18 protein-coding genes are annotated in these 25,856 nt (G+C 71.9%); 14 read left to right on the forward strand and 4 right to left on the reverse strand.

Annotated elements, in window-relative coordinates; all coding sequences use genetic code 11:
- Positions 1–100 precede the first annotated feature (100 nt).
- The 3 genes from SVTN_RS28005 to hflX all read left to right on the forward strand — a co-directional run bounded on the left by SVTN_RS28005 (position 101) and on the right by hflX (position 5,655).
- Positions 101–2,242, forward strand: a complete 2,142-nt coding sequence (locus SVTN_RS28005; RefSeq protein WP_041131597.1) for a RelA/SpoT family protein — start codon at positions 101–103, stop codon at positions 2,240–2,242.
- A 228-nt stretch (positions 2,243–2,470) separates the two neighbouring features.
- On the forward strand, positions 2,471–3,979 hold the full coding sequence (locus SVTN_RS28010; RefSeq protein ID WP_041131598.1) for a M1 family metallopeptidase: 1,509 nt from the start codon (positions 2,471–2,473) through the stop codon (positions 3,977–3,979).
- Between the two features lie 182 nt (positions 3,980–4,161).
- Positions 4,162–5,655 (forward strand): GTPase HflX, encoded by a 1,494-nt coding sequence (gene hflX, locus SVTN_RS28015; RefSeq protein WP_041131599.1) that lies wholly within the window; start codon positions 4,162–4,164, stop codon positions 5,653–5,655.
- A 70-nt stretch (positions 5,656–5,725) separates the two neighbouring features.
- Here the strand turns inward: hflX and SVTN_RS28020 are convergent, their stop codons facing one another.
- Both SVTN_RS28020 and SVTN_RS28025 read right to left on the reverse strand, forming a co-directional pair.
- A complete protein-coding gene (locus SVTN_RS28020; RefSeq protein ID WP_041131600.1) occupies positions 5,726–6,892 on the reverse strand; it encodes a trypsin-like serine peptidase in 1,167 nt (388 codons plus the stop codon).
- A gap of 118 nt (positions 6,893–7,010) precedes the next feature.
- Positions 7,011–8,186 (reverse strand): trypsin-like serine peptidase, encoded by a 1,176-nt coding sequence (locus SVTN_RS28025; protein WP_041131601.1) that lies wholly within the window; start codon positions 8,184–8,186, stop codon positions 7,011–7,013.
- Between the two features lie 326 nt (positions 8,187–8,512).
- Between SVTN_RS28025 and SVTN_RS28030 the strand changes: the two genes are divergently transcribed.
- From SVTN_RS28030 to SVTN_RS28050, 5 genes are all read left to right on the forward strand, one after another.
- A complete protein-coding gene (locus SVTN_RS28030; RefSeq protein ID WP_041131602.1) occupies positions 8,513–9,958 on the forward strand; it encodes a diaminobutyrate--2-oxoglutarate transaminase in 1,446 nt (481 codons plus the stop codon).
- 424 nt (positions 9,959–10,382) lie between these two features.
- On the forward strand, positions 10,383–12,272 hold the full coding sequence (locus SVTN_RS28035) for an IucA/IucC family protein (RefSeq protein ID WP_425429058.1): 1,890 nt from the start codon (positions 10,383–10,385) through the stop codon (positions 12,270–12,272).
- A 58-nt stretch (positions 12,273–12,330) separates the two neighbouring features.
- Positions 12,331–12,987, forward strand: a complete 657-nt coding sequence (locus SVTN_RS28040; RefSeq protein WP_041131603.1) for a GNAT family N-acetyltransferase — start codon at positions 12,331–12,333, stop codon at positions 12,985–12,987.
- A gap of 59 nt (positions 12,988–13,046) precedes the next feature.
- Positions 13,047–14,882: an IucA/IucC family protein gene (locus tag SVTN_RS28045; protein WP_041131604.1), complete on the forward strand. Its 1,836-nt coding sequence runs from the start codon at positions 13,047–13,049 to the stop codon at positions 14,880–14,882.
- Positions 14,883–14,919: 37 nt separating this feature from the next.
- The gene (locus SVTN_RS28050; RefSeq protein WP_041131605.1) at positions 14,920–16,893 is read left to right on the forward strand and encodes an ATP-dependent DNA helicase; all 1,974 of its coding nucleotides are present in this window, start codon (positions 14,920–14,922) and stop codon (positions 16,891–16,893) included.
- 75 nt (positions 16,894–16,968) lie between these two features.
- Here SVTN_RS28050 and lexA read toward each other — a convergent pair whose 3' ends face one another.
- Complete coding sequence (gene lexA, locus SVTN_RS28055; protein WP_015036661.1) at positions 16,969–17,757, reverse strand: transcriptional repressor LexA; 789 nt, start codon at positions 17,755–17,757, stop codon at positions 16,969–16,971.
- Positions 17,758–18,193: 436 nt separating this feature from the next.
- Between lexA and nrdR the strand changes: the two genes are divergently transcribed.
- Positions 18,194–18,703: a transcriptional regulator NrdR gene (gene nrdR / locus SVTN_RS28060; RefSeq protein ID WP_030325324.1), complete on the forward strand. Its 510-nt coding sequence runs from the start codon at positions 18,194–18,196 to the stop codon at positions 18,701–18,703.
- Positions 18,704–18,877: 174 nt separating this feature from the next.
- On the forward strand, positions 18,878–21,769 hold the full coding sequence (locus SVTN_RS28065; protein ID WP_041131606.1) for a vitamin B12-dependent ribonucleotide reductase: 2,892 nt from the start codon (positions 18,878–18,880) through the stop codon (positions 21,767–21,769).
- Positions 21,770–21,882: 113 nt separating this feature from the next.
- On the opposite strand, the gene SVTN_RS28070 is transcribed toward SVTN_RS28065, so the two are convergent.
- The gene (locus SVTN_RS28070; protein ID WP_041131607.1) at positions 21,883–22,413 is read right to left on the reverse strand and encodes a TerD family protein; all 531 of its coding nucleotides are present in this window, start codon (positions 22,411–22,413) and stop codon (positions 21,883–21,885) included.
- Here SVTN_RS28070 and SVTN_RS28075 point away from each other — a divergent pair.
- From SVTN_RS28075 to SVTN_RS28090, 4 genes are all read left to right on the forward strand, one after another.
- Complete coding sequence (locus tag SVTN_RS28075) at positions 22,412–23,386, forward strand: arylamine N-acetyltransferase family protein (protein ID WP_078908523.1); 975 nt, start codon at positions 22,412–22,414, stop codon at positions 23,384–23,386. The two genes, SVTN_RS28070 and SVTN_RS28075, sit on opposite strands and share 2 nt — an antisense overlap.
- A gap of 42 nt (positions 23,387–23,428) precedes the next feature.
- Positions 23,429–24,034, forward strand: coding sequence for a YdbC family protein (locus SVTN_RS28080; RefSeq protein WP_041131609.1), 606 nt, complete (start codon positions 23,429–23,431; stop codon positions 24,032–24,034).
- Positions 24,035–24,132: 98 nt separating this feature from the next.
- The gene (locus tag SVTN_RS28085) at positions 24,133–24,792 is read left to right on the forward strand and encodes a histidine phosphatase family protein (RefSeq protein WP_041131610.1); all 660 of its coding nucleotides are present in this window, start codon (positions 24,133–24,135) and stop codon (positions 24,790–24,792) included.
- Between the two features lie 12 nt (positions 24,793–24,804).
- Positions 24,805–25,713: an ADP-ribosylglycohydrolase family protein gene (locus SVTN_RS28090; protein WP_041131611.1), complete on the forward strand. Its 909-nt coding sequence runs from the start codon at positions 24,805–24,807 to the stop codon at positions 25,711–25,713.
- Positions 25,714–25,856: the final 143 nt, after the last annotated feature.

Below are 25,856 nucleotides of genomic sequence, written 5' to 3' on the forward strand. Positions count from 1 at the left end.
AGCGTGACTGCGCCACGTGGTGGGGTCGGTAGCATCAAGCACCGGCCCCCCGGGCACGCCTGGCCCGCCCACCGCCGGTCGACGTTGCCGGAGGTGCCCCATGAGCGCAGAGGCCACCAATCCCGAGGCCGCCCCCACCGACGTGGCCGTCCGCAGACGCGGACGCGCCCGGATCGACCTGCGCCGCCTCGGCCGCGCCGCCCTGCTGAACGCCACCGCGGGACCGGCGCCCCGTGACCGGCTGCCCGACGCCATCAGCCACGTGGCGGAGGCGCACCGCGCCCACCACCCCGAGGCCGACCTGACGGTGCTCGGCCGGGCGTACGTCCTCGCCGAGTCCTCGCACCGCGGCCAGTTCCGCAAGAGCGGCGAGCCGTACATCACCCACCCGCTCGCCGTCACCCTCATCCTCGCCGAACTCGGCGCGGAGACCACCACCCTGACCGCCTCCCTCCTCCACGACACCGTCGAGGACACCGAGGTGACGCTCGATCAGGTGCGCCGCGAGTTCGGCGACGAGGTCGCCTACCTCGTCGACGGCGTCACCAAGGTCGAGAAGATCGACTACGGCGCCGCCGCCGAGCCCGAGACCTTCCGCAAGATGCTCGTCGCCACCGGCAGCGACGTCCGCGTCATGTCGATCAAGCTCGCCGACCGCCTCCACAACATGCGCACCCTCGGCGTGATGCGCCCCGAGAAACAGGCCAGGATCGCCAAGGTCACCCGGGACGTCCTCATCCCGCTCGCCGAGCGGCTCGGCGTCCAGGCCCTCAAGACCGAGCTGGAGGACCTGGTCTTCGCGATCCTCCACCCCGAGGAGTACGAGACCACCCGCGCGCTCATCGAGGACAACCCCGGCGCCGCCGACGAGCTCGGCGCCGTTGCCGAGCAGGTCACCGCCGTCCTGCGCGAGGCCGGCATCGGCGCCGAGGTCCTCGTCCGCCCCCGGCACTTCGTCTCCGTCCACCGGGTCCGCCTCAAGCGCGGCGAGCTGCGCGGCTGCGACTTCGGACGACTCCTTGTTCTTGTTGCCGAGGACGCCGACTGCTACGCGGTCCTCGGCGAGCTCCACACCTGTTTCACCCCGGTGATCTCCGAGTTCAAGGACTTCATCGCGGCCCCCAAGTTCAACCTGTACCAGTCCCTGCACACCGCGATCGCCGCCCCCGACGGCGCCGTCGCCGAGGTCCTCATCCGCACCCACCGGATGCACAAGGTCGCCGAGGCCGGAGTCGTCGCCCTCGGCAACCCCCACGTGGGCCAGGAGCCGGACGGCCCCCTCCAGGGGAGCGACGACGGCGAGCGCGTCGACCCCACCCGCCCCGGCTGGCTCTCCCGGCTCCTCGACTGGCAGCAGTCCGCCCCCGACCCCGACACCTTCTGGACCTCGCTCCGCGCCGACCTCGCCGAGGACGACGAGATCACCGTCTTCCGCGCCGACGGCAGCACCCCCGGCACGATCAGCCTGCCCGCCGGCGCCAGCTGCGTCGACGCCGCGTACGCACAGCACGGCGAGGCCGCCCACGCCTGCCTCGGCGCCCGGGTCAACGGCCGCCTCGCCCCGCTGAGCACCGTCCTCGGCGACGGCGACACCGTCCAGCTGCTCCTCGCCCAGGACGCCGTCTCCGGGCCGTCCCCGGAATGGCTGGACCACGCCCGTACCCCCGCCGCGCGGATCGCGATCACCGGCTGGCTCCAGGCGCACCCCGAGAGCGCCGCGCCGCCCGCCGCCCCCACCGACCCCCGGCCGCAGCCCAGCGCCCCCGCCGACCGCCGTCCCGGCGCCGAGCTCCACGCCGACCTGGACGGCGAGCCGCCCGCCGTCGTCCGCCCGGCCGGCTGCTGCACCCCCGTACCGCCCGACGAGATCACCGGCTTCCGGGTGCGCGGCGGATCGGTCACCGTCCACCGCACCCGCTGCTCGGCCGTCGACGCCATGCGCGGTCTCGGCCGCGAACCCGTCACCGTCCGCTGGGGCGACACCGCCCAGGGGCAGGTCACCCTCCTCGCCGAGTCCTTCGGGCGGCCCGGACTGCTCGCCGACCTCACCGAGGCCATCGCCGCCTGCGGGGCCGCCGTCGTCTCCGCGAACGTCGAGCCGCCCAGCGAGCAGCGGGTCCGCCACACGTACACCCTCCACCTCCCCGACGTGGCCGGCCTCGCCGCCCTCATGAAGGCCATGCGGGACGTGCCCGGGGTGTACGACGTCAGCCGTGCCCGCCACGCGCGCGGCCTGGGCTGACGACGCGGCTCCGGGCGGCCCGGGCTGACGACGCCGCTTCGGGTGGTCCGGGCGGCGGCGTTCCTTCGGGTGCTCGCCACTCGCGGCCCGTCTGACGACCACCCTCGGGTGACCCCCGTCGGATGCCCCCTCGGTGACCCCCTTCGGGTGGCCGGGCCGCGCGCCGCCCCGGCGTGCGGCGACACCCCTGATAGCCGTAGGGCCATTCCTCCGGAAAGGCCCTGGCCCATGCCGCTCGTCCGAACCCCCCTGCCCCGCGCGCGGTGGCTCCGCTCCGCCGTCCTGGTCGCCGCCTCCGCCGGGCTCGTCGCCGCCGCGCTGCCCGCCCCGGCGCCGCTCGGCATCGGGGACCCGCTCTTCCCGCACCTCGGCAACCCCGGCTACGACGTCCTCGCGTACACGCTCGACGTCGCCTATCCGGGGGACAACACCAAGCCGCTCGCCGCCGTCACCCGCATCGACGCGCGCGCCACCGACGACCTGGAGCGGCTCAACCTCGACTTCACCCACGGCACGGTCTCCGCCGTCACCGTCGACGGCCTGCCCGCCGAGTACGTCACCAGCGGCGAGGACCTCGTCGTCACCCCCGTCGTCCCCATCGACGCGGGGGAGGAGGTCGAGATCGCCGTCACCCACACCAGCGACCCCACCGGCCCCGCCGACACCGGCGGCTGGGTCCGCACCGGCGACGGCCTCGCCATGGCCAACCAGGCCGACGCCGCCCACCGGGTCTTCCCCTCCAACGACCACCCGGCGGACAAGGCGTACTTCACCTTCCGGATCACCGCCCCCAGCGAGCTCACCGTCGTCGCCAACGGGCTCCCCGAGGGCCGCGTCGACCACGGCGCCACCACCACCTGGACGTACCGCACCCAGCACCCCATGGCCACGGAGCTCGCCCAGATCTCCATCGGCCGCTCCACCGTCGTCCACCGCGCGGGCCCCCACGGGCTGCCCGTACGGGACGTGGTGGCCACCGCCGACCGGGAGCGCATGGAGCCCTGGCTGCGCCGCACCCCCGGCCACCTGGAGTGGATGGAGAAGCAGGTCGGCCCGTACCCCTTCGAGACGTACGGCGTGCTGATCGCCGACGCGGACACCGGCTTCGAGCTGGAGACCCAGACCCTCTCGCTCTTCGAACGCGGCATCTTCACCGAGCCCGCCTACCCGGAGTGGTACGTCGACTCCGTCATGGTCCACGAGCTGGCCCACCAGTGGTTCGGCGACAGCGTCTCGCCCCGCACCTGGTCCGACCTGTGGCTCAACGAGGGACACGCCAGCTGGTACGAGGCGCTGTACGCCGAGGAGACCGCCGGCAAGTCCCTGGAGGCGCGCATGAAGGCCGCCTACGCCGCCTCCGACGGGTGGAGGGCCGCCGGCGGACCGCCGGCCGCCCCCGAGCCGCCCTCGCCCGACCACAAGATCAGCCTCTTCCGGCCCGTCGTCTACGACGGCAGCGCCCTCGTCCTCTACGCGCTCCGCCAGGAGATCGGCACTGAGGCCTTCCGGACCCTGGAGCGCCGCTGGGTCGCCGAGCACCGGGACGGGACCGCCACCACCGCCGACTTCACGGCCCTCGCCGGCGAGGTCGCGGGCCGGGACCTCACCGCCTTCTTCCGGGGCTGGCTGTACGAGGCGAAGACCCCGGCGATGCCCGGGCACCCGGACTGGCGCAGCCGCCCCGTCGAGGCCACGAGGACCGCACCGGCCGCGCGGACCGCACCGAAAGCCGGGTGACGGGCCCGGCGGCGATCGCACCGGAACCCGGGTGACGGGCACACCGAAACCCGGGTGACGGGCCTGCCGCGGCCGTGACACCATCTTCAGGTCGGCGACGCGGCCGCGGACGGGAATCTTCCGGCGCCCGCAGGCGTTGTGACCGGCACAGACACACATCACCTCATCGACGTAAGGATCCAATGACCTCCTCTTCTTCCCCTTCCCAGGACAAGCAGAGCTTCGCGGAGACGAGCCGTACCGAGAGCCTTCGGGCCGATGCCCTGATGGAAGAGGACGTCGCCTGGAGCCACGAGATCGACGGAGAGCGGGACGGCGACCAGTTCGACCGCTCCGAGCGTGCGGCCCTGCGCCGTGTCGCGGGCCTCTCCACCGAACTCGAGGACGTCACCGAGGTCGAGTACCGCCAGCTGCGCCTTGAGCGCGTCGTGCTGGTCGGTGTCTGGACCTCCGGGACGGTGCAGGACGCGGAGAACTCCCTCGCGGAGCTCGCGGCCCTCGCCGAGACGGCGGGCGCCCTCGTGCTCGACGGCGTGATCCAGCGCCGCGACAAGCCGGACCCGGCCACCTTCATCGGCTCGGGCAAGGCGCGCGAGCTGCGCGACATCGTGCTCGAGACCGGTGCCGACACCGTCGTCTGCGACGGCGAGCTCAGCCCCGGCCAGCTCATCGCCCTCGAAGACGTCGTCAAGGTGAAGGTGGTCGACCGGACCGCCCTCATCCTCGACATCTTCGCCCAGCACGCCAAGTCCCGAGAGGGCAAGGCGCAGGTCGCGCTCGCGCAGATGCAGTACATGCTGCCGCGACTGCGCGGCTGGGGTCAGTCGCTCTCCCGTCAGATGGGTGGCGGCGGCGGTGGCGGCATGGCCACCCGTGGTCCCGGTGAGACCAAGATCGAGACCGACCGGCGCCGCATCCGCGAGAAGATGGCGAAGATGCGCCGGGAGATCGCGGAGATGAAGACCGGCCGCGACATCAAGCGGCAGGAGCGCCGCCGGAACAAGGTGCCGTCGGTCGCCATCGCCGGATACACCAACGCCGGCAAGTCCTCCCTGCTCAACCGGCTCACGGGCGCGGGCGTCCTCGTGGAGAACGCGCTGTTCGCCACCCTCGACCCGACGGTCCGCCGGGCCGAGACGCCCACCGGCCGGATCTACACCCTGGCCGACACCGTCGGCTTCGTCCGGCACCTGCCGCACCACCTGGTCGAGGCGTTCCGCTCCACCATGGAGGAGGTCGCCGAGTCCGACCTCATCCTGCACGTGGTGGACGGCTCGCACCCGGCCCCGGAGGAGCAGCTGGCCGCCGTGCGCGAGGTCTTCCGCGACGTCGGCGCGGTGAACGTGCCGGAGATCGTCATCATCAACAAGGCGGACGCGGCCGACCCGCTGGTCCTCCAGCGCCTGTTGCGGATGGAGAAGCACTCCATCGTGGTCTCGGCCCGCTCGGGCCAGGGCATCGACGAGCTGCTCGCGCTCATCGACTCCGAGCTGCCGCGCCCGGAGGTCGAGCTGGAGGTCCTCGTGCCGTACACGCAGGGCGGTCTGGTCTCGCGGGTGCATGCCGAGGGCGAGGTGGAGTCCGAGGAGCACACCCCGGAGGGCACCCTGCTCAAGGCCCGGGTGCACGAGGAGCTGGCGGCGCTGCTCGCGCCGTACGTTCCGGCCGCGCACTGACGAACGGCGAAGGCGCCGACTCCTCCCTTCCGGGAGGAGCCGGCGCCTTCTGCTGTGTCCGCTTCAGGGGTCAGCGGGCGAACTTCTTGCTGACCATCTCGTGGACGGCCTTGGCGCCGCGACCGAGCTGCGGTCCGGCGAGCCAGCCGTTGCTGCCGGCCGGGCCGATCGAGGTGTTCGACACGAGCGCCGTCTTGCCGTTCGGGAGCACGCGGAACCAGCCGCCGCCCGAGGAGCCGCCGGTCATCGTGCAGCCGATCCGGTACATCGTCGGCGTGGCCGGAGCCGTGGTGAGCCGGGTCGGCCGGTCGAGGCACTTGTGCATGATCATGCCGTTGTACGGCGGCGCCGCCGGGTAGCCCCAGGCGCCCATCGTCCCGGACTGCGCGGCCGTCGGCGCGGAGAAGTCGACCGGCAGGGCGACGCCGACGGTCTCCTCCAGGGACTTCCCGCCCTGCTCCGGCTGCACGTGCAGCACGGCGTAGTCGTACGGCCAGGCCTGGTTGGTGCCGCCCGCGTTGATCCACTCGCCCGAGGTCGAGGCCCAGTCGGCCCAGAACTGGCCGTACGGGTACACCTCCTGCGGCTGCGCGTTCTGCAGCGCGGCGGGGGACTTGCCCAGGTCGTTGAAGGCCGGGACGAAGGTGATGTTGCGGTACCAGCCGCCCTTCTTGCCCGCGTGGACGCAGTGGCCGGCCGTCCAGACCAGGTTCGACTTCCCCGGGTGGCGCGGGTCCTTCACGATGGTGCCGGAGCAGACCATGGAGCCCTCGGGCGAGTCGAAGAAGATCTTGCCGACCGGGGCCGCGTTGCGGTGGTACGGCGTCTTCTCGCGCTGCGCCTTGACCGGACGGGGCGTCGGGTCGGTGCCGCCGGTGCCGGCCTGCGCGGTGATCGTCTGGTCCGGGCTCTTCGCCGACTGCATGCGCGCCGGGTCCCAGAGTCCCTCGATGACCGGGTTGACGAAGTCCTCGGCCTCACGGAGCCAGGTGTCCTGGTCCCAGTTCTTCCACTCGCCGTTCTTCCACTTGTCCAGGTCGACGCCGTGCTTCTTGAGCTTGTCGGCGAGGTCCTTGGTGAGGCCGGACCCGGCGTCGCCGCCGTCGGCGGCGGGTGCGGAGCTGCTCGCCGCGGCGGACGGATTGCCGTCGGCCGGGGTCTCGGTGGGGCCGCAGGCGGTCAGCGCGAGCGCGGTGACCAGGCCGAGAGCGGCGGGTATGAGTCGTACGGAACGCATGAAGGTATTCCCCGTTGGTATTGCCATGGACGTGTCATGAGCGGTGCACAGTATGCCGGTCGGGCGGAACGCGCCGGGAGGCGGGACCCGGCGGTCCCGCCTCCCCGCGGTGCCGTGCCTACTGACCGGCGTACTTCTTGCTGACCTCTTCGAAGATGGCCTTGGCCTCCGGGCCGAGGCGCGGACCCGCGAGCCAACCCGCCGTCGACGGGCCGATCGAGGTGTTCGACACCAGCGCCGGCTTGCCGTCATGCCCCTGGGCGACCCAGCCGCCGCCGGACGAACCACCGGTCATCGTGCAGCCGATCCGGTACATCGTCGGCTGCTCGGCCTTCAGGGACAGCCGGCCCGGCTTGTCCGTGCACTGGAACGCCTTCTGGCCGTCGAACGGCGGCGCCGCCGGGTAGCCGGTCGCCGTCAGGCTCGCGATCTTCGGCACCGCGGGGGCGTTGAACTCAACCGGCAGCGCCGAACCGACCGTCTCCTCGAGGGACTTGCCCGAGGAGCCCTTCTCCGGGGTCACCTTGATGACCGCGAAGTCGTACGGAGCACCGGCACCACCGGTGGACGCGCCCTCGGCGATCCACTGGTCGGAGGTCTTGACCCAGTCCGCCCACCACACGCCGTACGGGGCGATCTGCTCCCGCGTCGCCTTCTCCAGCGCGGAGGTCTCCATCGCCGAGTCGTTGTACGAGGGCACGAAGGCGATGTTGCGGTACCAGCCGCCCTCCTTGCCCTTGTGCACGCAGTGCCCGGCCGTCCAGACCAGGTTGGACTTGCCCGGGTGCGCCGGGTCCTTCACGACCGTGGCCGAGCAGACCATCGAGCCCTCGGGGCCGTCGAAGAAGACCTTGCCGGACTCGGGGGCGTTGTCGTGGTACTTCGCCGCCACGGCCTTCGCCTTCACCGGGTCGGGCGTCGGGTCGGTGACACCCTTGTCGCCCGAGATGTCCTCCTCCTCGACCGGCTTGTCGGGGCGCTCGGCCTCGCGCATCCGGTCCGGGTCCCAGAGGTCCTCGATGATCGGGTTGACGAAGTCCTTGGCCTCACGCAGCCACTTGTCGCGGTCCCAGTTCTTCCACTCGCCGTTCCGCCACTTGTCGAGGTCGATCCCGTGTTCCTTCAGACGGTCCTTCAGGTCCTCCGGAATCTTGATCTTGTTCGGGTCCAGGCTCGCGGGCGCGGCGGGCTTGTCCGCCCCCACGTTCTCCTCGCTCGGGCCGCAGGCCGTGACGGTGAGCGTCAGCGCCGCGACGGCGGAAGCCGCCATCAGCAGCGGACGAATCGATCGCATTCGTGATCCCCCTGGGACTACGTCAACTGGTGCATGGTGCATGGGCGAACAGCGGCCGGGCCCTCGCGGACACGACCGACGGCCCCCACTATGCCGGTGCCGGAGGGGACGGTACGCGCCCCGTCCACGGTTCCGGGCACCGTTCGGTCGTTGCCGTGCCGTGATCCGGGACACGCCAAGTTCCTGTCTCCCGGCCCGTGATCCCCGGCAGTTCCCGTCGTTGGTACGTACGGGGGACACGACGGTGGCGTGCGGGACGGCCCTTGCGGCGGCCCCACGGCGCCCCGATGTGCAACGCAACTGTTACCGCGGGAGGACACCGAGCCGTGGCCGTGACCGAATCAGCTCCGGCCGTTCCACCGGCCGCGCGCACGCAGACCCGGCCGACGGACCGAGGGGGCGAGCACGAGGGCATTTTGCGCCGGCAGTCCCAGCGCGAGTCCGCCGCACGCACCTACGCCCGCTCCCTGCCGATCGTCCCCGTACGGGCCCGGGGGCTGACCATCGAGGGCGCCGACGGCCGCCGCTACCTGGACTGTCTGTCCGGTGCCGGGACACTCGCCCTCGGCCACAACCACCCCGTGGTCCTGGAAGCCATCAGGAAGGTCCTCGACTCGGGGGCTCCCCTCCACGTCCTCGACCTCGCCACCCCCGTCAAGGACGCCTTCACCTCCGAACTGTTCGCCACCCTTCCCGGCGAACTCGCCGACGACGCCCGCATCCAGTTCTGCGGTCCGGCGGGCACGGACGCCGTCGAGGCGGCCCTCAAGCTCGTCCGGACGGCCACCGGCCGGAGCGGGCTCCTCGCCTTCACCGGCGCCTACCACGGCATGACGGCCGGAGCCCTCGAAGCCTCCGGAGGAGCCGCCGACGTCCGCGTGACCCGGCTGCCCTACCCGCAGCAGTACCGCTGCCCCTTCGGCGTCGGCGGCGAACGCGGCGCCGAACTGGCCGCCCGCTGGACCGAGAACCTCCTCGACGACCCCAAGAGCGGCGTCACCACCCCCGCCGGAATGATCGTCGAGGCCGTCCAGGGCGAGGGCGGGGTCATCCCCGCGCCCGACGACTGGATGCGCCGGATGCGCCGGATCACCGCCGACCGCTCCGTCCCGCTGATCGTCGACGAGGTCCAGACCGGCGTCGGCCGCACCGGCGCCTTCTGGGCCGTCGAGCACAGCGGCGTCGTGCCCGACGTCATGGTCCTCTCCAAGGCCATCGGCGGCTCCCTCCCGCTCGCGGTCATCGTCTACCGGTCGGAGCTCGACGCCTGGGAACCCGGCGCCCACGCCGGCACCTTCCGCGGCAACCAGCTAGCCATGGCCGCCGGCACGGCCACCCTCGCCTACGTCCGCGAGAACAAGCTCGCCGAACGGGCCGGCACCCTCGGCGCCCGTATCCTCGGCCGGCTCCAGGGCCTCGCCGCCGCCCACCCCTGCGTCGGCGACGTCCGCGGCCGAGGCCTGATGATCGGCGTCGAACTCGTCGATCCCGACGCGGCCGGACCGGACGACCCCGTCCCGCCGCCCGCCCCCGCCCTGGCCCTCGCCGTCCAGCAGGAGTGCCTCGCCCGCGGACTCATCGTCGAACTCGGCGGCCGCCACTCGGCGGTGGTCCGGCTCCTGCCTCCGCTCACCCTCACCGACGAGCAGGCCAACGCCGTCCTGGACCGCTTCGCCGACGCCCTGGCCGCGGCCGAACGGGCCCACACCCCCCACCCGCCCGCCTCCCGCCGGGCCACGGCCCCCCGGAACGCCTCCGGACCGTCCCACTGACCCGGACCGCCCCGGCCCCACCCCCAAGGAAGCCCCCGTGAACGCCACCCCCACCTCCCCGACCCCCACCACCGAACCACCCCACCCCACCAACCCCTTCCCCTCCGAGGCCCTCCACCCCGAGCCCTCCCACACCGAGGCCCTCCGCCCTGCATCCCCCTACGCCGAGGCCCTCCCTCCTGCGTCCCTCCACGCCGAGGCCCTCCCTCCTGCGTCCCTCCACGCCGAGGCCCTCCGCCCCACGGCCCCTCACCCCGCGGCTCTCCAGCCGGAGGCCCTCCGCCCGGAGGCCCTCCACCTCGAAGTCCTGGGCTCCGAGGTCCTCCGCCTTGCGGCCCTCCAGGCCGAGGCCCTTCACCCCGAGCGCCGGCGCGCCCAGCAGCTCGGCCCGGACCCGCTCCGCCCCCAGGAGTTCGGCCCGGAGATGCTCCGCCCCCAGGAGTTCGGCTCGGAGACGCTCCGCCCCCAGGAGTTCGGCTCGGAGACGCTCCAAGCCCAGCCGCTCGGCCCGGACCCGTTCGGCTCCGAGGAGCCCACCGTCCCGCGCCAGCACGCCGGACCGTACGAACCCCGGACCCCCCGCCCGGCCGACACCCCCGACCCGCTGGACGACCCCGACCCGCGGCGTGCCGCCGACGCCGCCGCAGTCGAGAACCTCCTCCGCTGCTGGGTCCGGGAGAAGAACCTCCCGGCCCCCGGATCCACCACCCTGCGCATCCCCCTCGACGCCAGCGGCACCGCCCTCCTCGTCCCCGTCCGCTACTGGTCGCCCACCGGCTGGCACCGCTTCGGCGCCCCCGCCCTCGAAGGGCTCCCGGCCTCGGCGCCGGCCGCCGACGCCGTCACGGTGGCCGCCCTGCTCAGCCGAGAGACCGGCCGCTCCGAGGGCACCGACCTCGTCGGCCGCGTCGCCGACTCAGCCCGCCGCACCGCCGACTTCCTCACCGAGCGCCGCCGCCGGCCGCAACCGCACCCGGACGCCGACCTCTTCCTCGCCGCCGAACAGTCCCTGCTGCTCGGCCACCCGCTCCACCCCACCCCCAAGAGCCGCGAAGGGCTCTCCGAGGCCGAGAGCCGGCTCTACTCACCCGAACTCCACGGCTCCTTCCCCCTCCACTGGATCGCCGTCGACCACACCCTCCTGGCCGGCGACTCCGCCTGGACCGAACAGGGCCGGCCCGTCACCGCCGAACAGCTCGTCTCCGGTCTCGCCGAAGGACTCGCGTCGCCCGCCGGCACCGCGCCCCTGCCACTGCACCCCTGGCAGGCCCGCGAACTCCTGCACCGCCCCGACGTCCGCGCCCTCCTGGACGCCGGCCTTCTCCACGACCTCGGCCTGCACGGCAGCCCCTGGCACCCCACCTCCTCCGTCCGCACCGTGCACCGACCCGGCGCCCGGGCCATGCTCAAGCTCTCCCTCGGCCTGCGCATCACCAACTCCCGCCGCGAGAACCTCCGCAAGGAACTCCACCGAGGCGTCGAGGTCCACCGGCTGCTCCGCACCGGCCTCGTCGACGAGTGGCAGGCAGCCCACCCGAGCTTCGACATCGTCCGCGACCCCGCCTGGCTCGCCGTCGACGCCCCGGACGGCACCCCCGTCCCGGGCCTCGACGTCATGATCCGCCACAACCCCTTCGGGCCCGGCGACGACGCCGTCTGCATCGCCTCCCTCACGGCACCCCGCCCCTGGCCCGGAGCCACCACCATGCGCTCCCGGCTCGCCGACGTCATCGGCCGGCTCGCCGCCCGCACGGGCCGCCCCACGACCGCCGTCGCCGCCGAGTGGTTCCTCCGCTACCTCGACCAGGTCGTCCGCCCCGTCCTCTGGCTCGACGGCCACGCCGGCATCGCCCTGGAGGCCCACCAGCAGAACACCCTGGTCCTCCTGGACCCGGACGGCTGGCCGATCGGCGGCCGCTACCGCGACAACCAGGGCTACTACTTCCGCGAGTCCCACCGGGGCGAGCTGGAGAGCCGCCTCCCCGGCATCGGCGCCGACAGCGACACCTTCGTCTCCGACCAGGTCACCGACGAGCGCTTCGCCTACTACCTCGGCATCAACAACGTCCTCGGTCTGATCGGCGCCTTCGGCGCCCAGCGCCTCGCCGACGAACGCGTCCTGCTCGCCGCCTTCCGCAGCTTCCTCACCTCCGCCACCAGCCTGGGATCACCCCTTCCGCACCGGCTCCTGGAAGCCGCGACCCTGCGCAGCAAGGCCAATCTCCTCACCCGCCTGCACGGCCTGGACGAGCTCGTCGGGCCCGTCGACACCCAGTCCGTCTACGTCACCGTCACCAACCCCCTCCGCACCTGAACCCCTTGGCGGCGCCCCGCGCCCACCCCGCCCGCACCGCCGAGAGGAGAGCGACACCGTGTCACCCACCCGCCCACCGGCCGACCCGCCCGGGGACGACACCCTGGACCTGAGGGTCGACGACCTCGTCGCCCTCCTCGACGGCGATCTGCTGGACTCCGTCGCCGCCTGGGGGCCGGCCGACACCCCCGCGGGCTCCTTCCGGCTCGTACCCGTGCGACTCGAACGGGACCTGCCGCTGCTCACCCGATGGATGAACGACCCCGCCGTCGCCGCCTTCTGGGAGCTCGCCGGACCCGACACCGTCACCGCCGAGCACGTCCGCGCCCAACTGGAGGGCGACGGCCGGAGCGTCCCCTGCCTCGGCGTCCTCGACGGCACGCCCATGAGCTACTTCGAGATCTACCGCGCCGACCTCGATCCGCTCGCCCGGCACTACCCGGCGCTTCCCCACGACACGGGTATCCACCTGCTGATCGGCGGCGTCACCGACCGGGGCCGCGGCGTCGGCACCACGCTCCTGCGCGCCGTCGCCGATCTGGTCCTCGACCACCGTCCCCGCTGCACCCGCGTCCTCGCCGAACCCGACATCCGTAACACCCCCTCCGTCTCCGCTTTCCTCAGCGGCGGCTTCCGCTTCGCGGCGGAAGTCGACCTCCCCGACAAAAGAGCCGCGCTCATGATCCGTGACCGGGCCCTTCGTCACGTTCTGTGAACACCCCTGCCTTGCCAACGCCGCTCCACCCACAGCGGTTCCCACCCCGAGGAGTCCTCGTGTCGACATCCCCTGCACCTCACGACTCCGCACGACCCGCCCCAGCTCCCACCACCGGAGCCGACCCGGCGCCCGAACTGCTCGCGCCCCCCGAGCTGAACGCCACCGCCTGGACCCGGGCGTCCTCCCGCCTCCTCGAAAAGGCCCTCTCCGAGTTCGCCTACGAGGAGATCGTCGAACCCGTCCCCCTGGACGACGGCGAGCCCGACCGTCATGCACTGCGGCTCGACGACGGCACCACGCTCACCTTCCGTGCCCGCCGCGGTGCCTACGGCAGCTGGCGCGTCACCGCCGGCTCCGTCACCCACGAGGGCCGCCCCCTCACCGACCCCTTCGACTTCCTGGTCCGCGCCCGCCGCCTCCTCCGGCTCGACGGCGCCACCCTCGGCCATCTGATCCGCGAGCTCTCCGCCACCCTGGCCGCCGACGCCCGCCTCGACCACACCGCCCTCCCCGCCGCCCGCCTTGCCGAGCTCTCCTACGCGGAACTCGAAGGCCACCAGACCGGCCACCCCTGGCTGGTCCTCAACAAGGGACGCGTCGGCTTCTCCGCCACCGACGCCGCCCGCTGGGCCCCCGAGGCCCGCCGCGCCACCCGGCTGCCGTGGATCGCCGTCAGCAACCGCATCGCCGCCTACCGGGGCGTGCCGGGCCTCGACACCCCCGACCGGCTCTACGCCCGGGAACTCGACCCCGAGGTGCACGCCGCCTTCCGCGCCGCACTGACCGCCCGCGGCCACGAACCCGACGGCTACCTCCTGCTGCCCGTGCACCCCTGGCAGTGGGACGAGATCCTGCTGCCGCTCTACGCCCCGGCCATCGCCGCCGGGACCGTCGTCCCGCTCCCCGCCGACGGCGACCTCCGTCTGCCGCAGCAGTCCGTCCGTACCTTCCTCAACACCAGCCGCCCCGACCGGCACACCGTGAAGCTGCCGCTGTCGGTCCTCAACACCCTCGTCTGGCGCGGACTGCCCACCGAGCGGACCCTCGCCGCGCCCGCCGTGACCGCCTGGGTCCACGGTCTGCGCGAGGCCGACCCGTTCCTGCGGGACGAGTGCGGGGTGATCCTCCTCGGCGAGGTCGCCTCCGTCACGGTCGAGCACCCGCTGTACGACCGGCTGCCCGAAGTGCCGTACCAGTACAAGGAACTGCTCGGCGCGATCTGGCGCGAGCCGCTGAAACTGCCCCCGGGCGAGCGGGCCCGCACCCTCGCCTCCCTCCTGCACACCGATCCGGACGGCCGGGCGTTCGTCGCCGAGCTCGTCGAGCGCTCCGGGCTCGCCCCCGCCGTCTGGCTCCAGCACCTCTTCACCGCTCTGCTCCCCCCGTTGCTGCACTTCCTCTACCGGTACGGCACGGTCTTCTCGCCCCACGGCGAGAACGCCATCGTCGTGTACGACGGCGACGACGTCCCCGTGCGCCTGGCGATCAAGGACTTCGTCGACGATGTGAACATCTGTGCCCAGCCCCTTCCCGAACACGCCACCCTCCCGGATGACGTCCGCGCCGTCCTGTTGACGGAGGAGCCCGGATTCCTGATCCAGTTCATCCACTCGGGGCTCTTCGTCGGTGTCTTCCGCTACCTGGCGCCGCTCTGCGAGGAACAACTCGGCGTGTCCGAAGAGGACTTCTGGAGCCTCGTCCGCGCGGAGATCCTGCGGCACCAGGCGCGCTTCCCCGAGCTGAAGGAACGGTTCGAGCTCTTCGACCTCCTGACCCCGCGCATCGAGCGGCTCTGTCTCAACCGCAACCGTCTGCACCTGGACGGCTACCGGGACCGGCCCGAGCGTCCGCACGCGGCCGTTCACGGAACCGTCCCCAATCCGCTCGCGTGACCCGGCTGTCAGTGCCGCCCCGTAGGGTGGGAGGGCTATGACGAAGCCATCCCTCCCCGACCTCCTCCACGCCGCCGTCTCCGCCGTCGGCGGCACGGAGCGGCCCGGCCAGGTCACCATGGCCGAGGCCGTGGCCGAGGCCATCGACGACAACTCCCACCTCCTCGTCCAGGCCGGCACCGGCACGGGCAAGTCGCTCGGCTACCTCGTGCCGGCCCTTGCCCAGGGCGAGCGGGTGGTGGTGGCCACGGCCACCCTGGCGCTCCAGCGCCAGCTCGTCGAGCGCGATCTTCCCCGGACGGTCGACGCGCTGCATCCGCAGCTGCGCCGCCGGCCGCAGTTCGCCATGCTCAAGGGCCGGTCGAACTACCTCTGTCTGCACCGGCTCCACGAAGGCGTCCCGCAGGACGAGGAGGACGGCCTCTTCGACCCCTTCGAGGCGGCCGCGCCCACCAGCAAGCTGGGCCAGGACCTGCTGCGGCTGCGGGACTGGTCGGACGAGACGGAGACCGGCGACCGGGACGATCTGACGCCGGGCGTCTCCGACAAGGCCTGGGCCCAGGTCTCGGTCTCCTCCCGGGAGTGCCTCGGCGCGAGCAAGTGCGCGTACGGGCCGGAGTGCTTCGCCGAGGCGGCACGCGAGCGTGCCAAGCTCGCGGACGTCGTCGTCACCAACCACGCCCTCCTCGCCATCGACGCCATCGAAGGCGCGCCGGTGCTCCCGCAGCACGAGGTGCTGATCGTCGACGAGGCCCATGAGCTGGTCTCCCGGGTCACGGGTGTCGCCACCGGCGAGCTCACGCCGGGCCAGGTCAACCGTGCCGTGCGCCGGGCCGCGAAGCTCGTGGACGAGAAGACGGCCGACCAGCTGCAGACCGCCGCGGAGGGCTTCGAGCGGGTCATGGAGCTGGCGCTGCCGGGCCGCCTGGAGGAGATCCCGGAGGACCTCGCGTACGCGTTGATGGCGCTGCGGGACGCGGCCCGCGCCGTGATCACCGCCCTGGGCAACACCCGGGACCGGGCCGTGCAGGACGAGGACGCGGTGCGCAAGCAGGCCATGGCCTCCGTGGAGACCGTGCACGGGGTGGCGGAGCGGATCACCCACGGTTCCGAGTACGACGTCGTCTGGTACGAGCGCCACGACCGGTTCGGGGCCTCGCTGCGGGTCGCGCCGCTGACCGTCTCGGGCCTGCTGCGGGAGAAGCTCTTCACGGAGCGGTCCGTGGTGCTCGCCTCGGCCACGCTCAAGCTCGGCGGCGACTTCAACGGGGTCGGGGCCTCCCTGGGACTGGCGCCAGAGGGCACCAAGGGGGACGACCTGCCCGTCTGGAAGGGCATCGACGTCGGCTCCCCGTTCGACTATCCGAAGCAGGGCATTCTCTACGTCGCCAAGCACCTCTCGCGCCCCGCGCGTGACGGGGAGCGGGGCGACATGCTCGACGAGCTCACCGAACTGATGCAGGCGGCCGGCGGGCGGACCCTCGGCCTCTTCTCCTCCATGCGTGCCGCGCAGCAGGCGGCGGAGGAGCTGCGGACCCGGATCCCGGAGCTGCCGATCCTGCTCCAGGGCGAGGACACGCTGGGTGAGCTGATCAAGAACTTCGCGGCCGACCCGAAGACCTGTCTCTTCGGCACGCTCTCGCTCTGGCAGGGCGTGGACGTCCCGGGGCCCAGCTGTCAGCTGGTCGTCATGGACAAGATCCCGTTCCCGCGCCCGGACGACCCGCTGATGAGCGCCCGGCAGAAGGCCGTCGAGGAGGCCGGGGGGAACGGCTTCATGGCCGTCGCGGCGACCCACGCGGCCCTGTTGATGGCCCAGGGCGCCGGTCGACTGGTGCGCGCCACCGGTGACCGGGGCGTCGTGGCGGTCCTCGATCCCCGGCTGGCCACTGCCCGCTACGGCAGCTATCTGAAGGCCTCGCTGCCCGATTTCTGGTACACCACGGACCGCAACCAGGTGCGGAAGTCGCTCGCGGCCATCGACGCCGCCTCGAAGACGGCCGACGTCTAGGGGACGTCAGGACACGGCAGGGCCCCGGGACCGGCGCAGTGGGTCCCGGGGCCCGGTCAGAGCCGGCGGGGAGTGTCACACCCGCCGCAGCACCGCCACGACCTTGCCGAGGATGGTGGCCTCGTCGCCGGGGATGGGCTGGTACGCCGCGTTGTGCGGGAGCAGCCAGACGTGGCCGTCCTCGCGCTTGAAGCGCTTGACGGTGGCCTCGCCGTCGAGCATCGCGGCGACGATGTCGCCGTTCTCCGCGACGGGCTGGCGGCGGACGGTGACCCAGTCGCCGTCACAGATGGCGGCCTCGATCATCGAGTCGCCGACGACCTTCAGGACGAACAGCTCACCGTCGCCGACCAGCTGGCGGGGGAGGGGGAAGACGTCCTCGACGGACTCCTCGGCCAGGATCGGACCACCGGCCGCGATTCGGCCGACCAGGGGGACGTACGACGCGGCCGGCTTGCCGGTGGTGTCCGTCGGCTGGGTGCTCGGCTGGTCGGAGCCGCGGACCTCGTAGGCGCGGGGCCGGTGGGGGTCGCGGCGGAGGAAGCCCTTGCGCTCGAGCGCCATGAGCTGGTGCGCCACCGAGGAGGTGCTGGAGAGGCCGACCGCCTGTCCGATCTCCCGCATCGACGGCGGGTAACCGCGCCGCTGGACCGAGTCTCGGATGACTTCGATGACCCTGCGCTGCCGGTCCGTGAGACCGGAGCTGTCGGCGCGGATGCCTGGAGGTCGCCCGGGGAGGGCGCGGGCGGGTCGCCCGGGCTCCTCGCCGTTCATGCTTGCGTCATTCATGGCGTGCACCGGCTCGAGTCGGCCCTGGGAGCGGTCCTGGGCGGTGATGGTGGCACTGTCTGCGGTGGTGGTCACGTCGTCGGCCCCTCTCGAATGGTCTCCCTGGCTGGCACAACGGTAGTGGCTTTCGAAAGGTTGCGCCAAACACACGTTCGAGTGAAAATTCGCAGATTGCCTTACGCGCGTATGTGCGGGGGTGTATGAGCCCGCTTGCTCCGCCGCCCCAAATCGGTCGTTACGGTAGCCTTCGCCGTTGGGTCGCGAGCAACCGGTGCACCTCCCAGTGTGGCACCCGAAGGTGAGGATCCGCGGGAGCGCCCGCGCCGCGACACGCGGAGGAGTCGAAACCGCCCCAACCCAAGATCTAGTGGTTGGATGGCATCGACCACCCAGGGGTAGTGGTCCTCGGTCCGCCGGGGATGCCCGCATCGCCTATGCTGGTGGTCGCTTCGCAGGGCCTTGACGGGCCGGGCGAGGCTCGTCAGTCGTGCCGTGAGGAGGGTCGGAACCTATGCACTGCCCCTTCTGCAGGCACCCCGACAGCCGTGTCGTCGACAGTCGCACCACCGACGACGGGACGTCGATCCGACGCCGCCGCCAGTGCCCCGACTGCTCCCGTCGTTTCACGACGGTGGAGACGTGCTCGCTCATGGTGGTGAAGCGCTCCGGCGTCACCGAGCCCTTCAGCCGTACCAAGGTCATCTCCGGCGTGCGCAAGGCGTGCCAGGGGCGACCGGTCACCGAGGACGCCCTCGCCAAGCTCGGCCAGCGGGTCGAGGAGGCGGTGCGCGCCACCGGAAGCGCCGAGCTGACCACCCATGACGTGGGCCTGGCCATCCTCGGCCCCTTGCAGGAGCTCGACCTCGTCGCCTACCTGCGCTTCGCGTCCGTGTACAAGGCTTTCGACAGCCTCGAAGACTTCGAGGCCGCCATCGCGGAGCTCCGCGTGCGGCCTCCCGCTGAGAACCGCGGGACCGGTGCGACCCCTGAGGTCCCCGTTCCCGCCACCGCCGCCGACTGATCGGCGGACCGGGCCGTTCGACGGCCCGGCGACCGGCCGCCGTGCGGCCCGGCAGACGTGCCCCGGGCGACCCTCTGTGGTCCCTGTGGCAGCAGTACAGAACGACGTACAGAAGACGGTGCCCTGGGACTATCTGGGTGCCAAAGTGTGTTTTGCCCGTATATGGGAGGCGGCATGACAGAGACGGCGAGCGGCCCGGCACGTGGTTCCCGCACCAAGGGAGCCAAGTCGGCGAGCAAGGGCCTGCGTATCGAGCGCATCCACACCACCCCCGGCGTGCATCCGTACGACGAGGTGGCCTGGGAGCGCCGTGACGTCGTCATGACCAACTGGCGCGACGGCTCGATCAACTTCGAGCAGCGTGGCGTCGAGTTCCCCGACTTCTGGTCGGTGAACGCGGTCAACATCGTCACCAGCAAGTACTTCCGCGGTGCGGTCGGCGCCCCGCAGCGCGAGACCGGTCTCAAGCAGCTCATCGACCGGATCGTGAAGACGTACACGAAGGCCGGCGAGGACTACGGCTACTTCGCCTCGCCCGCCGACGCCGAGATCTTCGAGCACGAGCTGGCCTACGCCCTCCTGCACCAGATCTTCAGCTTCAACTCGCCGGTCTGGTTCAACGTCGGCACGCCCCAGCCGCAGCAGGTCTCCGCCTGCTTCATCCTGTCCGTCGACGACTCCATGGAGTCCATCCTCGACTGGTACAAGGAAGAGGGCATGATCTTCAAGGGCGGCTCCGGCGCCGGCCTGAACCTCTCCCGTATCCGCTCCTCCAAGGAGCTGCTCTCCTCCGGCGGCAACGCCTCCGGCCCGGTCTCCTTCATGCGCGGCGCCGACGCCTCCGCGGGAACGATCAAGTCGGGCGGCGCCACCCGCCGCGCGGCCAAGATGGTCATCCTCGACGTCGACCACCCCGACATCGAGGACTTCATCGAGACCAAGGTCAAGGAGGAGGAGAAGATCCGCGCCCTCCGCGACGCGGGCTTCGACATGGACCTGGGCGGCGACGACATCACGTCCGTCCAGTACCAGAACGCCAACAACTCCGTCCGCGTGAACGACACGTTCATGAAGGCCGTCGAGTCCGGCGGGAAGTTCGGCCTCACCTCGCGCATGACCGGCGAGGTCATCGAGGAGGTCGACGCCAAGGCGCTCTTCCGCAAGATGGCCGAGGCCGCGTGGGCCTGTGCCGACCCGGGCATCCAGTACGACGACACGATCAACCACTGGCACACCTGCCCCGAGTCCGGCCGCATCAACGGCTCGAACCCGTGCAGCGAGTACATGCACCTGGACAACACGTCCTGCAACCTCGCCTCGCTGAACCTGATGAAGTTCCTCAAGGACGACGGCAAGGGCAACCAGTCCTTCGACGTCGAGCGCTTCGCCAAGGTCGTCGAGCTCGTCATCACCGCGATGGACATCTCCATCTGCTTCGCCGACTTCCCCACCCAGAAGATCGGCGAGAACACCCGCGCCTACCGCCAGCTCGGCATCGGCTACGCCAACCTCGGCGCCCTGCTGATGGCGACCGGCCACGCGTACGACTCCGACGGCGGCCGCGCCCTCGCCGGCGCCATCACCTCCCTGATGACCGGCACCTCGTACAAGCGCTCCGCCGAGCTCGCCGCGGTCGTCGGCCCGTACGACGGTTACGCCCTCAACGCCGAGCCGCACCAGCGCGTCATGCGGCAGCACGCCGACGAGAACACCAAGGCCGTCCGCATGGACGACCTGGACTCGCCGATCTGGGCCGCCGCCACGGAGGCCTGGCAGGACGTGATCCGCCTCGGCGCCAAGAACGGCTTCCGCAACGCCCAGGCCTCGGTCATCGCCCCGACCGGCACCATCGGTCTCGCGATGTCCTGCGACACCACCGGCCTCGAGCCCGACCTCGCCCTGGTCAAGTTCAAGAAGCTCGTCGGCGGCGGCTCGATGCAGATCGTCAACGGCACCGTCCCGCAGGCCCTGCGCCGCCTGGGCTACCAGGAGGAGCAGATCGAGGCGATCGTCGCCCACATCGCCGAGCACGGCAACGTGATCGACGCCCCCGGCCTGAAGACCGAGCACTACGAGGTCTTCGACTGCGCCATGGGCGAGCGCTCCATCTCCGCGATGGGCCACGTCCGCATGATGGCCGCCATCCAGCCGTGGATCTCGGGCGCTCTCTCCAAGACCGTGAACCTGCCGGAGACGGCCACGGTCGAGGACGTCGAGGAGGTCTACTTCGAGGCCTGGAAGATGGGCGTCAAGGCGCTCGCGATCTACCGCGACAACTGCAAGGTCGGCCAGCCGCTCTCCGCCAAGAAGAAGGAGGAGGAGAAGGCCGAGGTCACCGCGAAGTCCGAGGCGACGATCCGCGAGGCCGTCGAGAAGGTCGTCGAGTACCGTCCGGTCCGCAAGCGCCTGCCCAAGGGCCGCCCGGGGATCACCACCTCCTTCACCGTCGGCGGCGCCGAGGGCTACATGACCGCCAACTCCTACCCGGACGACGGTCTCGGCGAGGTCTTCCTGAAGATGTCCAAGCAGGGCTCCACCCTCGCCGGCATGATGGACGCCTTCTCCATCGCCGTCTCCGTCGGCCTGCAGTACGGCGTCCCGCTGGAGACCTACGTCTCGAAGTTCACCAACATGCGCTTCGAGCCGGCCGGCATGACGGACGACCCGGACGTGCGGATGGCGCAGTCGATCGTCGACTACATCTTCCGCCGACTGGCGCTGGACTTCCTGCCCTTCGAGACCCGCTCCGCCCTCGGCATCCACTCGGCCGAGGAGCGTCAGCGCCACCTGGAGACGGGTTCGTACGAGCCCGCCGAGGACGAGGTCGACGTCGAGGGCCTGGCCCAGTCCGCCCCCGTCAGCCACGAGCTGAAGGCCGTGGCCGCCCCTGTGGCGAAGGTCGAGGTCCCGGCCCCGAAGCAGGCCCACACCTCCGCGGAGCTCGTCGAGATGCAGCTCGGCATCAGCGCCGACGCCCCGCTCTGCTTCTCCTGCGGCACGAAGATGCAGCGGGCCGGCTCCTGCTACATCTGCGAGGGCTGCGGCTCGACCAGCGGCTGCAGCTGACGCCGGCCGGTGCGCTGAGCGGCGGAAGTCGCTGAGCGCACCGGATCGCCCGTCAGATCGCCTGTGAGGGGGCGCCGACCACCGGTCGGCGCCCCTTTTCGCCTGCGCCGGGTTCAGGCCGGCGCGGAGCCCAGGAGCGTGCCGAAGGTCTGCGGGTCGGCGTCGAAGCCGCGGCTGATCGAGCGGTACGACCAGCCGTCCGCTCCGTCGCGGGTGAACTCCACGACCGTCGCCGAACGGGCCCCGGGGACGTCCGCGAAGTCGTGGGTCAGCAGGTCGGTGTAGCCCTCGCGGACCCGTATGCCCGTGTTCGCTATGTCGCCGAAGGTCAGCCGCCCGCCGCCCTGCTGTATGGCCACGCCCACCACCACCCGCGCGTACCGCGGGTCCAGCCGGTCCAGTTCCAGCGTCATGGCCTCGTCATAGCCGAATCCCTGGCCCGTGCGACTGTCGCGGTGGAGCGTGATCGTGCCGTCCGGGGAGCGGCTGCCGAAGTGCACCAGGTGGGCCGGCGCGCCGTACGGATCCCCCGTGGGGAAGACCCCGGCGACCAGATCCAGGTCGTGGGCCGGCATGCCGGTCGGCGCGGGGTCCCACTTGAGCGTGACCTCGACGCGTCCCACCCCTTTGTTGAGTCCGCTCATGGTGCTTCCCCTCTCCGCGCGCGCCCCCGCGCGCGCCTCGCCTCGTACCGTCGCCCCGTTCAAAAGCCCTTGGTCGTGGGCCGATTGCTCATGGTGTCATGTGCCTACGACAGAGGACCCGGCGCTTGAGGGGGAGAGCGGTTTGTGGAGCGGTGACGAGCTGGATCTCGACGCATATCTGGCCAGAATCGGATACGACATCGAGCGGGACGGAGAACTCGCCCCTGATCTGCGGACCTTGACGGCCCTTCATCGGGCGCACGCCTCGGCCATTCCCTTCGAGAATCTCGACGTCGCCCTGGGAAGGCCGATACCCCTGGACCTGAAGAGCCTTCAGGCCAAGCTCGTCGAGCGGCGCCGGGGAGGCTACTGCTACGAGCAGAACTCCCTCTTGGCGGCGGCCCTCGAACGGATCGGTTTCCACGTGGCGGGCCGCGGCGCGCGCAACCGCTCGCGGGGTGCGGCGCTTCCGCCGGTCACCCACGCGCTCCTCGTGGTGACGGTCGAGGGCGAACAGTGGCTCGCCGACGTCGGGTTCGGCTGGCAGGGGCCGCTGGAGCCCGTGCCGCTCCGGGACGGCGTGCGGGTGGAGCAGGACGGCTGGACGTTCGGCATCGGCGTCGAGGACGACGGCATCCATGTGCTGCGCTCATTGCGGGCGACGGGCTGGATGGACGTGTACGCGTTCTCGCCGCAGACGTACCAGCCCGGTGACTTCACCGTCCTGAACCACTACAGCTCCAGCCATCCGCAGTCACGTTTCCTCGGCCAGGTCGTGGCCCAGAGGCCGGGCATGGACGTGCGGAGATCACTGCTGCGCGAGACGCTCTCGCTCGTGCGCGCGGACGGATCCGTCGAGGAACGGATCGTGACGGCCGACGAGTTGGCCGCGACGCTGGAGGCCGAGTTCGGGATCGAACTGGACGCCGAGGAGCGCGCGGGACTGGAACGCGTGCACGCGGCGGGAGTCTGACGGGGTCTGCCGGGGCGCTCTCCGGGCCCGTACGATGGCGCGGTGCTGGTCAAGTGGATTCGCTGCACCGTGGTGGACCGTCGAGGGTTCGAGCGGGGACAGCGGAAATGGGCGGGGCTGCTCGGTGAGCCGGGATTCCGGGGACAGGGCGGCGGGTGGAGCCGGGGTCGCCCGGACGTCGCCCATGTCTTCGCGTTCTGGGAGAGCCGGGCCTTCTACGACTCGTTCATGGCGCGGTCGCACGATCGTCTGGCGGCCGCGCAGGTGGGCACGTTCAAGGACATCCAGGTCAAGCTCTTCGACCACCGCTTCGACGTGAAGACCGGCTTCGAGCCGCGCTTCGCCGACGCCGACGTGGCGCGGGTGGCGCACTGCCGGGTCCACGAGGACCGCGCCGAGCACTTCGCGCTCATGCAGGAGAAGGTGTGGAACCCGGCCATGGCCGGGTCGCCCGGCATGCTGCGGGGCCTGTTCGGCGAGGCGCCCGGCAGTGAGTTCCTGGTGCTCTCGATGTGGCAGTCCGCCGCCGAGCACGGAAAGTACCGGGTCGAGCGCGTGGAGCGGCTCGGGCTGCGGGCCCGTACCGCGGCCGACGTGGCGGCCCTGAACGGGGACGTGGTGCAGCTCGAACCGACCTGGACGGTCTGAGCCCGCCGACGTCCCACCGGGCCGGGCGCCTACCCCGGATGGACTCCGGGCACCACCTCGGCTGCGCCTGCCGGAGAGGGGCGATCTAGGGTCGGGGTATGGCAAGACCGCGGCGCATCGTCCTCGTACGGCACGGAGAGTCCGAGGGCAATGTCGATGACACGGTGTACGAACGGGAGCCCGACCACGCCCTGAGGCTGACCGAGACCGGGTGGCGGCAGGCGGAGGAGACGGGGGAGCGGCTGCGGGAGCTCTTCGGGGAGGAGCCGGTCAGCGTCTACGTCTCGCCGTACCGCCGCACCCACGAGACCCTCCGGGCCTTCCGGCTCCCCGCGGAGCAGGTCCGGGTGCGGGAGGAGCCGAGGCTGCGGGAGCAGGACTGGGGCAACTGGCAGGAACGGGAGGACGTACGCCTGCAGAAGGCCTACCGGGACGCGTACGGGCACTTCTTCTACCGCTTCGCGCAGGGCGAGTCCGGTGCCGACGTCTACGACCGCGTCGGTGCCTTCCTGGAGAGCCTGTACCGCAGCTTCGAGGCGCCCGACCATCCGCCCAACGTCCTGCTCGTCACCCACGGGCTGACCATGCGGCTGTTCTGCATGCGCTGGTTCCACTGGACCGTCGCGGACTTCGAGTCGCTGTCGAACCCCGGCAACGCCGAGACCCGCATGCTCCTGCTCGGGGAGGACGGCCGATACCGCCTGGACCGGCCGTTCGAACGCTGGCGTACCCCGGAACCGTACGGCCCCACCGGATAGAGTGGCAGACCGATGACCGCTGACTCCTCACCCGACCGGCGCTTCGACCGCGCCCTGGCCAGCCTGCGCGGGCTGTCCGTGGGAGACGCCCTGGGCTCCCAGTTCTTCGTACCCGCCCACTACCCCCTGCTGAAGCGGCGCGAGCTGCCCGCCGGCCCCTGGCAGTGGACCGACGACACCGAGATGGCCTGCTCCGTCCTGGCCGTCCTCGTCCAGCACGCCCGGATCGACCAGGACGCCCTGGCCCTGTCCTTCGCACAGCACCACGACTTCGACCGGGGCTACGGCCCGGCGGTCAACCGGATGCTCCGGCTCATCCGGGAGGGCGGCGACTGGCGGGAACTGGCCGCCGCGCTCTTCAACGGGCAGGGATCCTGGGGCAACGGCGCCGCGATGCGGATCGCGCCGCTGGGAGCCTGGTACGCCGACGACCCCGAGCAGGCGACCCACCAGGCCGAGATCTCGGCGTACACCACCCACCAGCACCGGGAGGCCGTGGTGGGAGCCATGGCCGTCGCCGCCGCGGCCGCGATCGCCGCCGACCCTGCCGGACCGCCCACGCCCGAGGCGCTGCTCGACGGGGTCATCGCCCTGGTGCCGCGCAGCGCGGTCGGTGCGGGCCTGCGCAGGGCCCGCGACATGCTCGACTACGGAGACGCGAGCACGGTCGCCGCGGTGCTGGGCAGCGGACGGCGGACGAGCGCCCACGACACGGTCCCCTTCGCGCTCTGGTCGGCCGCGCGCGGGCTCGGCGACTTCGAGCGGGTGTTCTGGACGACCGCGCAGGTCGGCGGCGACGTCGACACGACCTGCGCCATCGCCGGAGGCGTGGTCGCCTCCACGGCGGCCGGTGCGCCGCCGGCGGACTGGCTGCGGCAGACCGAGGAGCTTCCGGGGTGGGTCCCGGACGGGGCGGTCTGAAACGGCTCGATGTCCTGCACGGCCTGGGACGGCGTGATGTCCTGCACGGCCGGGGACGGGGGTGATATCCCGCACGGCTTGGAACGGCGTGGTGTCCCGCATGGCCTGAAACGGCCCGATGTCCCCTGGACCCCGACGGGGCC

This window comes from Streptomyces vietnamensis, from assembly GCF_000830005.1.
Classification (GTDB): Bacteria; Actinomycetota; Actinomycetes; order Streptomycetales; family Streptomycetaceae; genus Streptomyces; species Streptomyces vietnamensis.